The organism is Thermosinus carboxydivorans Nor1 (assembly GCF_000169155.1).
Lineage (GTDB): Bacteria > Bacillota > Negativicutes > Sporomusales > Thermosinaceae > Thermosinus > Thermosinus carboxydivorans.
The window spans coordinates 123116-135000 of sequence record NZ_AAWL01000001.1 but is presented as its reverse complement, the minus strand read 5'-3'; the positions used below and the strand labels follow the sequence as shown (position 1 = coordinate 135000).

General features: G+C 50.5%; 14 protein-coding genes, 3 tRNA genes, 1 other RNA gene and 1 pseudogene (1 of these 19 cut by a window edge). 4 read left to right on the top strand and 15 right to left on the bottom strand.

Going from position 1 to position 11885, the window contains the following annotated elements; genetic code table 11:
• The 9 genes and pseudogenes from TCARDRAFT_RS00585 to TCARDRAFT_RS00555 all read right to left on the bottom strand — a co-directional run.
• Positions 1-130, bottom strand: partial view of a hypothetical protein gene (locus TCARDRAFT_RS00585; RefSeq protein ID WP_007288065.1) — the 5' portion only. It extends 533 nt beyond the left edge of the window; only the first 130 of its 663 coding nucleotides appear in the window; its start codon is at positions 128-130; its stop codon lies beyond the left edge, outside the window.
• A gap of 129 nt (positions 131-259) precedes the next feature.
• Positions 260-550 carry a pro-sigmaK processing inhibitor BofA family protein gene (locus tag TCARDRAFT_RS00580; protein ID WP_007288064.1) on the bottom strand — a complete coding sequence of 97 codons (291 nt, stop codon included), beginning with the start codon at positions 548-550 and terminating at the stop codon, positions 260-262.
• Between the two features lie 143 nt (positions 551-693).
• A complete protein-coding gene (locus TCARDRAFT_RS00575) occupies positions 694-984 on the bottom strand; it encodes a YaaL family protein (RefSeq protein WP_007288063.1) in 291 nt (96 codons plus the stop codon).
• A 60-nt stretch (positions 985-1044) separates the two neighbouring features.
• A pseudogene (recR, locus tag TCARDRAFT_RS00570) lies at positions 1045-1648 on the bottom strand (recombination mediator RecR).
• 3 nt (positions 1649-1651) lie between these two features.
• Positions 1652-1978, bottom strand: a complete 327-nt coding sequence (locus TCARDRAFT_RS00565) for a YbaB/EbfC family nucleoid-associated protein (protein ID WP_007288061.1) — start codon at positions 1976-1978, stop codon at positions 1652-1654.
• A gap of 2 nt (positions 1979-1980) precedes the next feature.
• The gene (locus tag TCARDRAFT_RS16470) at positions 1981-2718 is read right to left on the bottom strand and encodes a hypothetical protein (protein ID WP_007288060.1); all 738 of its coding nucleotides are present in this window, start codon (positions 2716-2718) and stop codon (positions 1981-1983) included.
• A complete protein-coding gene (gene dnaX, locus TCARDRAFT_RS16465; RefSeq protein ID WP_232199061.1) occupies positions 2646-3704 on the bottom strand; it encodes a DNA polymerase III subunit gamma/tau in 1059 nt (352 codons plus the stop codon). The genes TCARDRAFT_RS16470 and dnaX overlap by 73 nt, the downstream gene beginning before the upstream one ends.
• A gap of 71 nt (positions 3705-3775) precedes the next feature.
• An RNA gene (gene ffs / locus TCARDRAFT_RS14770) (signal recognition particle sRNA large type) lies at positions 3776-3979 on the bottom strand.
• A gap of 17 nt (positions 3980-3996) precedes the next feature.
• A tRNA-Ser gene (locus TCARDRAFT_RS00555) sits at positions 3997-4088 on the bottom strand.
• A gap of 289 nt (positions 4089-4377) precedes the next feature.
• Here TCARDRAFT_RS00555 and TCARDRAFT_RS00550 point away from each other — a divergent pair.
• On the top strand, positions 4378-5319 hold the full coding sequence (locus TCARDRAFT_RS00550; RefSeq protein WP_007288058.1) for a nitronate monooxygenase: 942 nt from the start codon (positions 4378-4380) through the stop codon (positions 5317-5319).
• A gap of 38 nt (positions 5320-5357) precedes the next feature.
• Positions 5358-5900 (top strand): gamma carbonic anhydrase family protein, encoded by a 543-nt coding sequence (locus tag TCARDRAFT_RS00545; protein ID WP_007288057.1) that lies wholly within the window; start codon positions 5358-5360, stop codon positions 5898-5900.
• Positions 5901-5975: 75 nt separating this feature from the next.
• Here TCARDRAFT_RS00545 and TCARDRAFT_RS00540 read toward each other — a convergent pair whose 3' ends face one another.
• Positions 5976-6611 (bottom strand): flavodoxin family protein, encoded by a 636-nt coding sequence (locus TCARDRAFT_RS00540; RefSeq protein WP_007288056.1) that lies wholly within the window; start codon positions 6609-6611, stop codon positions 5976-5978.
• A gap of 179 nt (positions 6612-6790) precedes the next feature.
• On the opposite strand from TCARDRAFT_RS00540, the gene TCARDRAFT_RS00535 reads away from it, so the two are divergent.
• Complete coding sequence (locus tag TCARDRAFT_RS00535) at positions 6791-7150, top strand: winged helix-turn-helix transcriptional regulator (RefSeq protein ID WP_007288055.1); 360 nt, start codon at positions 6791-6793, stop codon at positions 7148-7150.
• A 75-nt stretch (positions 7151-7225) separates the two neighbouring features.
• Here the strand turns inward: TCARDRAFT_RS00535 and TCARDRAFT_RS00530 are convergent.
• The 4 genes from TCARDRAFT_RS00530 to TCARDRAFT_RS00515 form a co-directional block, all read right to left on the bottom strand.
• Positions 7226-7316: transfer RNA gene (locus TCARDRAFT_RS00530), tRNA-Ser, on the bottom strand.
• Between the two features lie 5 nt (positions 7317-7321).
• A complete protein-coding gene (tadA, locus tag TCARDRAFT_RS00525; RefSeq protein ID WP_269635002.1) occupies positions 7322-7798 on the bottom strand; it encodes a tRNA adenosine(34) deaminase TadA in 477 nt (158 codons plus the stop codon).
• Positions 7798-7874 (bottom strand) — tRNA-Arg (locus TCARDRAFT_RS00520). Before TCARDRAFT_RS00520 ends, tadA begins: the two co-directional genes overlap by 1 nt.
• 295 nt (positions 7875-8169) lie before the next feature.
• Positions 8170-9435, bottom strand: a complete 1266-nt coding sequence (locus TCARDRAFT_RS00515; RefSeq protein ID WP_007288053.1) for a Glu/Leu/Phe/Val family dehydrogenase — start codon at positions 9433-9435, stop codon at positions 8170-8172.
• A 445-nt stretch (positions 9436-9880) separates the two neighbouring features.
• On the opposite strand from TCARDRAFT_RS00515, the gene TCARDRAFT_RS00510 reads away from it, so the two are divergent.
• Positions 9881-10288, top strand: a complete 408-nt coding sequence (locus TCARDRAFT_RS00510; RefSeq protein ID WP_007288052.1) for a hypothetical protein — start codon at positions 9881-9883, stop codon at positions 10286-10288.
• A 71-nt stretch (positions 10289-10359) separates the two neighbouring features.
• On the opposite strand, the gene gltS is transcribed toward TCARDRAFT_RS00510, so the two are convergent.
• The gene (gene gltS / locus TCARDRAFT_RS00505) at positions 10360-11586 is read right to left on the bottom strand and encodes a sodium/glutamate symporter (RefSeq protein WP_007288051.1); all 1227 of its coding nucleotides are present in this window, start codon (positions 11584-11586) and stop codon (positions 10360-10362) included.
• Between the last annotated feature and the right edge of the window lie 299 nt (positions 11587-11885).

Genomic DNA, 11885 nt, shown 5'->3' with positions numbered 1-11885 from the left:
GCTCTACGGTGTCCAAGTCTACCAGCGTCACTGGCAATCCCTGACGGCAAAGATGGATAGCGCGGTTGACGGCGTTTTCGCTTTTACCGCTGGCATATTCCCCAACATAAGCTTCAATAATCGGTTCCATTTCATCTGACTCCTTGTCCTAAAAAACTTTAAGTATTGCCCGCGCCACAGCAGGCCGACTAGCAAGTACACTACGCCACCCATCCTCATTATAACAGAACAGGCCAAATAATAGCGAAAAAGATATTAGCTACCCGGCAATAAATATTTTAAATAAAATCAGCAAAATCACTCCCGGCAATCCCAAAAAACCGGCGATTAAGGCGGTGATGGGGTTGATAGCGATCGTAAAGCCGATATGACCGCCGATAAAATTCAGTATCCATAGCATAATCCCACCGATCAGCCCGTTGTATACCAACCGAAAGATCAGCCTAATCGGCATTAATAGCACCCGCGCCACCAAAATAATCAGGATAATCCCGAATATGTATGCCAGGATAACGTTAAAATCGCTACTGAAACTTAACCAGTTTGGCATATCCATTCTCCTTTCCCATTCTATTTATATTGTAAATGAGGCTACCCGGTGTGTCATGCCCTTATTTACAATATATAGGGACAAGAGCGGCTATATACCAAAAAAATACTGCCAGCCCCGCAAAATGCGGCGCCGGCAGTGATTTACGAATAGGGCGAGTGCGTAATTCCTTCCTTGCGGGCCAGCTTAAGCAAATACATGTACTTTTTCTCCGCCGCCTGCAATAGGTATACGGCATGATCAACCAAATCGCTGTCAGATACATTATTGTAATAATTCTGAGCGCTCAACCATTCCTGCCGCGCCTGTTCCACCACCTCCGACAAGGGCGGCAGCGGTTTGGGCTCCGGTTTTTCGGTCGTCAGCAGGGCAGCGGCAATCGCCCGGCTGCGTTCTTGAGCGCCCTCGATAAGGTTTTGCCATAGGTTTTGCAAGCCCTGTCCCTCCTCTTGGTACCTATTATTGCCAAAAGGTGAGACTTCTAAACAAAAGCACTAAAGTTCGCGGCGGTTTTCCAACGCTTTGGCCAGCGTTACTTCGTCAGCGTATTCTAAGTCGCCGCCAACCGGCAGGCCATGAGCGATACGAGTCACTTTGACGCCCAAGGGCTTAAGCAAGCGGGCAATATACATGGCGGTCGCCTCACCCTCCACATTAGGGTTGGTGGCCATAATTACTTCGCGAACATCACCCTGGCGGAGCCGCTGTAAAAGTTCGGCCAAGCGCAACTGGTCCGGACCAACGCCGTCCAGGGGCGACAGGGCGCCGTGCAGGACATGGTAAAGACCGCGGTACTCGCGGGTTCGCTCCATAGCCTCAACATCGCGCGGGTCTTCCACAACACAGATCACGGTCCGGTCGCGCCCCTCGGCCTGGCAGACCTGACAGGGGTCACAGTCGGTAAGATTAAAACAGACCGAACAATAGCCAACCTTCTCTTTGGCATCCAGAATGGCTTGCGCCAGCGCCTGCGCTTCATCTTTGTCCATCTCCAGAACGTGGTAGGCCAACCGGGCAGCAGATTTGGGGCCGATCCCCGGGCAGGCGGCGAAACTGTTCGACCAGCTTGGCGAGCGGCGCGATATAGGAAACTTGCATGAGCTATAGCAGCCCCGGCGGCAGATTGAGTCCGCCTGTTAGTTTGCTCATTTCCTGCGCCATCATATCGTCCACTTTTTTGATAGCTTCATTGACAGCGGCGACAACAAGATCTTCTAGCATCTCAATGTCATCAGGGTCAACCGCCGATGGCGCAATTTTGATGGACTTAATTTGCTTTTCGCCGGTAATTACTACGGTAACAGCCCCGCCGCCGGCCGTTGCCTCCAGGGTGCGTTGTTTGAGCTCTTCCTGCAATTTGGCCATTTCAGCCTGCAGTTTTTGGACCTTCTTCATCATCCCGGCCATATTGCCCATATTACCAAACATTGTTACTCCTCCTTGCGATTCTCTTGTTTTATGACTTTTCCGCCAAACATCTTAATTGCCTGGCGCAATACCGGATGGTCCTCCTCGCTAGCTTCCTGAGCCGGTACAGCCGGCTCACGGGTGCGTGGCGGCGCCGCGGTCCCAAGTATGCAGTGGAGGCGCAGTGGCCGACCTACTACTTGCGCCAGCACATTCTCGACGATCGTGCGGTAGTCTTCTTTTTCCGTGCGTTCTTTGGGGAAATTAGCGGTAAACTGTAGCGTCGCCTGCTGCTCATTCAGCGCCACCAGTTGACCCTGGGCCACACAGGCATGAACGGAACGCTTGCCGCTGGCCACCAATTCTTTTAATACAGCCGCCCACACTTCCCGCAGGTCGCCGGGCGCAGAACGGGCCGGCGAACCTCCCGGAGAATCAATCGATTCGACTGGAGTTGGGGGAGCCATTGCCACCGCTTTGGACGTTGCCATTGGACCTGCCGCCTTTACTGACGGAGTCGGCTGCCGGTTCGCCGGTGCTGCGGCAGCGTCCGCTACGGGTAAAGGATTAAGCCGGACCTGGTCGGCTGCGGCTGACCCCGCCATTAAGCGGGCCTCCAGCGCAGCCACGCGCTCGGCTAAGGCGGCCCAGTCGCTGTCGGCGGCGCGGTGGCAGAGGGAAAGCAAAGTCATCTCAGCCGTGATGCGCGGCTCCGTCGCCCAGCGCGCTTCATTGGCCGCCTCCTGCAGCGCCTGGAGCATTCGCACCAGTTCCGCATGAGAAATTTCGCGCTCTGCTCAGTCAATACTTCCCGGTCGGTCGAGTACATATCAATTGTTTCCACATCAGGCGCCGCCTTAAACAGCATCAGACTGCGGAGGTGTTGCGCGAGTTCTAACAGCAGTTGTCGCACATCCTTGCCGAGGGCGACCAGTTCATCCAGCGCCAGCAATACGGCCGTGCTATCGCGATTGGCCAGCGCAGCGGTGATACGCCAAATCCCTTCGTGACCAATGAGACCTAACAGTTGACGAACATGCGTCACTGTCACCGCAGTGTCGTCCAGAGCGGTGCACTGGTCAAGAATGCTTAACGCATCCCGCATGCCGCCGTCAGCATGGACGGCAATCAATTTCAACGCATCAGGCGTAATATTCAAGTTATTTTTCGCCGCGACCTCGGCCAGTCGTCCTTCAATCTCCTTTACGCCAATGCGCCGAAAGTCATAGCGCTGACAGCGCGAATGAATGGTAGCGGGAATTTTATGCGGCTCAGTCGTAGCGAGGATAAACACGACATGAGCCGGCGGCTCCTCCAATGTTTTCAGGAGGGCGTTGAACGCCTCGGGAGTCAACATATGTACTTCGTCGATGATATATACTTTGTAGCGGCCGTCAACAGGGGCAAACTTGACCGTCTCCCGCAAGTCGCGGATTTCATCAATCCCGCGATTGGAGGCGGCGTCAATTTCAAACACGTCCATGGAAGCGCCGCTGTTAATGCGTTCGCAATGGGGACAATGGTTGCAAGGATTAGGCGTCGGACCATGGAGGCAGTTGAGCGCCTTGGCCAAAATCTTGGCCGTGCTGGTCTTGCCTGTACCCCGGGGCCCGGCGAACAGATAGGCGTGGGCGATTTTTCCGGCGATAATGGCATTCTTGAGCGTAGTACGGACATGGTCCTGGCCCACAAGACTGTCAAAATCCTGCGGTCGCCACTGGCGGTACAAGGCCAGGTAGGCCATCATTCATCACCCCCCTTACAGCTTTATTCCACATTGCCATTATTATTTCCTGTTTAGGCCCTAAAACATAAAAGCCGCGCTGCAACAGGCGATCCGTTTTCAACGTCGGGCTACGGCAGTATCCGCATCAGGCTACCTTACGGCACATAGGAATTGTCACTTACCGTTGCTTCCTTCCGGACCTGGCGGGGTTCATGAGTTCCTATTGCGTAAGACCCAATGAGGGCTTACCGTAGTCCGACCTTAAAAACGAAAAGCCGCGTACTGGTGCAGCACGGCTGTGGTTATTGATATATGGCGGAGAGAGAGGGATTCGAACCCTCGGCACCGTTTTGGCAGTGCACGCGATTTCCAGTCGCGCTCCTTCGACCACTCGGACACCTCTCCGGGTCTGACATTAATTTATTATATATGAATTTAAGCCTTTTGACAAGGTGCACAAAGCGTTACTTTTTACCAAATACAATCCCTTTGCGCCAAACCGCGTAATTAAGTATACGCCCTCAAGCACGACTTGTCAATATTTTCTGTTCCTCATATTCAGGCAGTAGTAGGTATCTGGGTTTATTAAACATACAGCGCATGTATTCATGTAACAGCATTTTGGGGTAGACTATAATCAAAGAGTTATTTATACTTATAAGTTACAGAGTAAATAACCGAGGAGCTGATTCTTTTGGAAACAAGACTGACGAAATTGCTTGGTATAACTTACCCAATCATTCAGGGCGGAATGGCTTGGGTCTCGGAAGCCAACCTTGCAACTGCCGTGTCTAATGCCGGCGGCGCAGGCATTATTGCCAGCGGCGGTCGGGCTACCGATTGGGTGCGTGCTGAAATTCGCAAGGCCAAAACGTTAACTAACAAGCCATTCGGCGTCAATGTAATGCTGATGGCGCCGAACAAAGACGAAATCGTCGACATGATCTGCGAAGAAAAGGTGGCCTTTGTCACGCTAGGAGCGGGTAATCCTATACCATACTTTGCTAAATTTCATCAAGCCGGAATAAAGGTTATACCGGTTGTTCCCAACGTGAAACTGGCCAAGCGGGTTGAAGCGGCCGGCGCCGACGCTATTGTCATCGAAGGCATGGAGGCCGGCGGACATATCGGGACATTGACCACTATGGCTTTACTAACTAACGTTATCCCCGAAATATCCGTCCCGGTCATAGCTGCTGGCGGCATTGTCGACGGGAGAGGTATCGCTGCAGCGTTATTAATGGGCGCTTCCGGCGTGCAAATGGGGTCTCGCTTTCTCTTAACCGAAGAATGTATGCTTCACCCGAAAGCCAAGCAGCGGATTATTGAGGCCGAAGACACCGACTCGGTAGTAACCGGCTATTCGCGCGGCCACGGCGTAAGGGGTTTGAAAAGCAAATTTACCGATAAATATTTAGAACTTGAACGGAGCGGCGCTCCCCAAGATGAGCTTGATGCCTTGGCGACCGGCACAAACCGGTTGGCAGCGGTCGACGGCGACGTCGAAAATGGATTAGTTCAGGTAGGGCAAAGCCTTAATAGGCTAAAAGACATAAAACCCGTTAAACAAGTTATCGAAGAACTAATGGCCGAAACCATTCGCACCCTGTCAAACGCCGGCAATTTGGTCAAGTAATGACCATATATTTTTATAAACCAGGGGGGGAACCAGCTATGAAATTTGAAGGTGTAGAGCCAGTCAGGGCTCGCGAAACTTTCGTAGCCGACGGCGCCAAAGTTATCGGCAAGGTTACTATGAAAGAATATAGCAGCGTATGGTTTAATACCGTAGTCCGCGGCGACGTCAACTACATTGAAATCGGGCGTTATACCAACATCCAGGATAATAGCGTCGTCCATGTCGCCGATGACTGCCCGACAATTATTGGCGACTATGTAACAGTCGGCCACGGCTGTATCATTCACGGCGCAACAATCGAAGATCATTGCTTGATCGGCATGGGCGCCATCGTGCTGAATAAAGCGGTAATCGGTAAAGGCAGCATCATCGCTGCCGGCGCCTTAGTCCGGGAAGGACAAGTAATCCCGCCACACTCACTTGTCGTCGGGGTGCCGGGCAAAGTCATTAAACAAGTGCCCGACGAATGGAATAGTATTCATGCCCAAGCAGTCAAATATAAGACGCTCTGGACGGAGCGGTATGGGCTTCTGCCTGACGCCGGCGGCGAACGTTATCACGGTGAAAAAATAGTTTAACTGAAAAATAAAGCCTTCCAAGGGTTATACCCGGGAAGGCTTTATTGCTCATGGTTCAGGAGCGATGAATTTTATTCAGCGGATAAAATTGGTAAGTATTTTCGCTTCTGGCGGCACAGGTTTTACATGCGGTTTGCCGGCTGCCAAGACTTTTAACAACCAGGCCATGTTTTTGCCCAAAATACGCAAAATCTGGTTCCCTTCCTCGTCTTTCACTGCTTCGCCAGCACCGTGGCCATGGGTTACATTCCAGTAATTCGATGTCGGCATTATCATCTCCGAGTACATAATATAGCGATTAAGCGCATCGAACGTTGCAACACCACCCGACCGGCGGACCACGGCAACTGTCGCGCCAACTTTATGCCGCAGCATCGACTGGTTGACAGACGTGACGAAAAAAGCCCGGTCCAGGAAAGACTTCATCGTTCCCGGAATGCCCGCATAATATACTGGCGACCCCAGCAATATTCCATCCGCCTCTTTCATCTTTTGGATCCAGTCATTTACTTCATCATTAGCGATAGCACAGCGTTCATTTTGGTTTTTGACGCACCCCATGCAGGCAATGCAGCCTCTTATCATTTTGTTGCCGACTTGAATTACCTCAAATTCTATTCCTTCCTTTTTCAACTCCTCGCCGACAACATTCAGCGCATAGGCCGTATTGCCGTTGGCACGGGGGCTACCGTTAAAAGCAACAACTTTCATACTCATCCTCCCCAAATGCGCTTTGGAAAATCCTGAACACAGGATTTTCTTTCTCTGGCATATAATAAGATATATATTGGTAAAAACATCTGCACAAGTACGCACTTTTATGTAACTATACTCACCGCAAGGTAAGCGAACCAACGATAAAACCGGTTGCCCAAGAAAGGAATACATGTATGCTTACAATCAACAACAAAAACTACATCTGCAGTCTTGACTATGCCGTCAGCCTCATCAAAGGCAAATGGAAAGCCGTAATTATTTGCCACCTCAATGATCAATCCTATCGTTTTCTCGAACTCCACCGCAAACTTCCCGGCATCAGCGAAAAAGTCCTCACCGAAAAACTGCGTGAACTGGAAAATGACGGACTTGTCGAACGCGTATCGTATCCGGAAATACCGCCCCGTGTCGAATACCGCCTAACCCCTCTTGGTCTTAGTCTATCCAAAGTATTGGATGCTTTGCAGGTTTGGGGCGAAGACTATATCGCCCTAACGAAAAAACTTCACAAACAGACAGATCAGGAACGCTAGCCGTCGGACGCATGTTAAATCGTTTAAGCGAAAAAGCCTTCCAGGACTAACCCCTGGAAGGCTTGCTTTTTTCCCTGGCGGAGAGGGTGGGATTCGAACCCACGAGACCCTTACGAGCCTACCTGATTTCGAGTCAGGCTCCTTCGACCAACTCGGACACCTCTCCATGTTTTATTTGCGGCGCTGGCGGAAAAAATCCCGCATTATTTCAGCGCATTCATCGGCCCTTACGCCCGCCGTTACCTCCAAGCGGTGATTTAGTGCCGGGTGCTGGACAATGTTAAACAATGACTCAACCGCTCCAGCCTTATAATCGGCACTGCCATAAACCAACCGATCGATCCGGCTGTTAACCAAGGCCCCGGCACACATCGGGCACGGTTCTATAGTAACATAAAGCGCAGCTCCGGTCAACCGCCACCGCCCAAGAAGCTTACATGCTTGCTGGATGACGATAATCTCGGCGTGAGCCGTAGCATCATGCCATGTCTCGCGGCGATTGTGGGCCTTCGCGACTACCGCCCCGTCCATAACCAGCACGGCGCCAATTGGCACTTCGCCAATAGCATAGGCTTTCCGCGCTTCTTCCAGGGCTATTCCCATGTAGTCGTAATCGTCCATCGTCCCGTCACCACGCGCGTCAATCATGGTGCGCCCGAGACGACTCGAACGTCCGACACGCGGTTTAGGAAACCGCTGCTCTATCCACCTGAGCTACGGGCGCATAAATTTAGGTTTTGTAAAAATTAACTGAATTTTTGTAGCTTCCTGCAAAACACTGTCAGCCACACTGCTTAAAGATTATAGCATTAACGTAAACCTGGTGTCAAGACTAACCACCTAAAAGTGTTATCCAGTATGACGCTACTGGCAAGATTGCAGGCCTTTCTATGCCTAAAAACGAATGTCTTCACGGCTGTAATGTCTAAACAGTTTAAGTTTCAATTTTCATAATAAAAACCCTGGATACGATTTAACTGTATCCAGTTAACTGTATCCAGGGTTTATCGAGATTAGTATTAACCTACCATGGGTACCCAGCCTTTGGCTCTGATCGCCTCGGCAATGCGGTTGATGGATACCATGTAGCTGGCTGTTCTCATATCAACAGGATGCTTTTGGTACATATCCCAAATTTCATTGAATGCTTTTACCATCATCCGCTCCAGGCGCTCGTTGACTTCTTCCTCGGTCCAGTAGAAGTTGGAAAGGTTTTGCACCCATTCAAAATAAGATACGGTCACACCGCCGGCATTGGCAAAAATGTCGGGCACCACAAGCACACCGCGGTCAGCAAGGATTTTGTCCGCTTCCGGCGTGGTCGGGCCATTGGCACCTTCAACCACGATTTTACACTTAAGATTTGCAGCATTTTCCGCGGTAATTTGGTTTTCCAGCGCAGCCGGCACAAGAATATCGCACGGAAGTTCCAGCAGCTCTTTGTTAGTAACGGCGACAGTGCCGGGAGTACCGACAACGCTGCCGGTTTGCTTAAGCTGCGCGTCGACGGCAGCAAGGTCCAGGCCATTTTCGGCGTAAATACCCCCTTTGACATCGCTTACCGCAACGATTTTGCATCCCATTTCATGCAAAAACTTGGCGGCGTGGCTACCTACGTTGCCGTAACCTTGAACAGCAACTTTCGCCCCTTTCAGGTCAAGCCCCATCTTCTTGGCTGCTTCACGGGTAGCGATTGAAACGCCCCGGCCGGTAGCGGCGCCACGCCCGAGGGAGCCGCCGATGATGATGGGTTTGCCGGTAATCATCCCAGGCTCGCTGTGCCCTTTTATTTCATTGTATTCGTCAACCATCCAGGCCATAATCTGGGGATTGGTATTTACGTCAGGAGCCGGAATGTCCTTATCTGCGCCCACAAATTGGGCAATAGCCCGGATATAGCCGCGGCTAAGCCGCTCTAATTCATCCTGCGACAATTCCTGCGGATTGCAAACAACGCCGCCTTTGCCACCGCCGTAAGGCAGGCCGATGACGCCGCATTTGAAAGTCATCCAAATAGACAATGCTTTCACTTCGTCGGGAGTAACGTCGGGATGGAAACGGATACCGCCTTTGGTCGGCCCGATGGCATCGCAGTGCTGCGAACGGTAGCCTTTAAAAACGCGGACACTACCGTCGTCCATACGCACCGGTATGGATACTTCGAAAAAGCGCTTCGGCTCTCTGAGAATAGCATGGATACGCGGGTCAAGCTTTAAGTGGTTGGCGGCAGTTTCCAGCTGCTGCTGCGCCACTTCCAAAGGATTAAGATGTTGTTTTTGCTCCACTCTATAACACCTCTTGAGAAGATTTGATTGAGAAAAAATATTTTTCTTACTTGGCCGCAATGTTTCTGTTCATTGCTTAATGATACTATCAAGCCTACAAAAAACAACAGAAAAAGTTTTAAAATTATACATGTTAATCTCTGAAAAATCTAATTATTCCGTGTGCCATTGTCCTTGTCAAACGGACAAGACTGGCTTTTTGTTAGCAGGACGACTGTAAGCCTTGTAAACATTCCGGCAGGAATTATTGGCAATCGATGGAATAATATAGCAATAGAGTCACCAACCCGGCGACGCCCGGGGTGAACCGAGACCGTTAAAAGGATAGACAAAATACCCAGCCCATATTTTATCGACCGGGAGGAATGCATTTTGACCAGCCTGCCCGTTATTCAGCGGTTCATCTGGTGGCTGCCGGTGGTAGTAATCGGCTTATCCGTTTTGTTTGCCGGCTACTGTCCAGAATAAACTGGACCTGTATTTAAAAGCCCAGCTAATCAATAATATCCAGGTCAAGGCGACCCTGCAGGAACTTGATTACCAGGCCCTCTATTCCCGGGTAGAAGCATATCGCAACGCTTTTCTCGACCGCAATTATGAAGCGATGTACCACCTCAGCTATTTCAAAGACGTTCCCAAGCCCAGCCTGATTGAATTCCGCAACCTCCGCGATGCGCAACACACCTACCGCATGGAAGTGCACATTGTCGAAGTCGAGTTGGCCGGCAACAAAGGCAGAGCACATCTGGAACTTATCTTGGAACACCCTGTTATCGGAGTAAATAAATCTACCCATGTTCAGGAATGGGAAAAAATAAACGATATATGGTATCGAGTCGATTACGGTTACTGACCCCGACTGACAAAAAGACAGAGTCAAGGCGCGAAGCAGCTTGACTCTGTCTTTATATTTATGTTCCGTTTTTAGCGGAACATATTGCCCATACCGGTTATAATCAATGCATTGGCAAAGTCTATGAGGAACGCGCCAATGAGCGGTACTATGAGGAAAGCCTTGGGCGCCGGACCGTATTTTTCGCTAAGGGCGGCCATGTTGACCAGGGCATTAGGCGTAGCACCCATGCCAAAGCCGATCATGCCGACCGACAGCTGCACTGCCTCGTAGTCACGGCCCATAATGAAGTATACCAACAGCCAGCAGAATAGCAGCATCAGGATGCACTGGCCAATCAAGATAATGGTCAGCGGGAGGGCAAGGTTGATAAGCTCCCATAGTTTCAAACCGTTAATGGCCATCGTGAGATACACGGCAAGCGAAATGTCGGAAATGATTTCCACAGCACCTTCGTTAATCTCATAGCTTTTGGTGACATCGCCAATATTGCGGATGACCGCCGCCACGATCATGGCGCCGATATACGCAGGCAACGTAATGCCGGCCTTGTTGAGATAGAAACTTACGATCGAGCCAATCCCCATTGCCGCGAGAATGAAGCCAAGAGCTTTCATCAGCGTAGCGCCATCAACGGTATTCTCAGTTTCCTGAACAGCCGTTGCGGCGGCGTCAACGCGGATGCCTTGCTGCGCAGGAGTAGCAATGTTGTACTTCTTAATCAAGGTTTCACCAAACGGACCACCCATGAGGCTGCCGGCCACCATACCGAACGTAGCACAGGCAATGGCCGCTGTAGTAGCGCCGGTAACCCCCCAGCTTTCAAACAGCGGACCAAAAGCGCCGCCGGTGCCCAGACCACCCATCAGGGTTACCGCACCGCCAATTATGCCAAACAGCGGATGGATGCCTGTGGCTTTCGCCAGGACGATGCCGATAACATTCTGGAGTACGGCAAGCACAACAGCTAAAACAAAAAAGATTATCAGCGGCAGCCCGCCGCGTTTGAGCAGCATGACGCTGGCACCCATACCAATAGTAGTAAAGAACATGATCATGAGAGCCGATTGCATGGTGCTGTCAAGCTCAAATCCCAGTATGCCCTGGGTCCGCAGGAAAGTGGCCAGACCGGCAAAGAGCAGGCCGCCCACTACAGGAGCAGGAATACTGAACCGTATCAGCAGGGGAATACGCCGCCGGATGGCCGCGCCAAGGTAGTAAACAATGATTGCTAGGGCTACTGTTTGAATCATATTTAGTTTTAGAATTAGAAGGCCATTTACAACTTTGGTTTCCATAAGGTCCCCCCCTTTTTTATTTTGTCCCACTAATTATTTATTGAACAGAACCATGCGGCCAAGCATGATACCTTTTATTATTGTATTTATATGTCTACAATAAACTACAAAAGACAACAAAAAATCTTGCGGTAAAAACTGAAAATTAATTATGTTACAAATATAACAAATAGTTTGTTTCTATTAAACTACTGTATGTATACAGCATACTATTAATGAAATAATTGCTATTATTTCGGCTGATATGTTAAGATATGTGTAAATAATCAAGAGAAAGCAAAGGCGCTTTACTCCCGCGA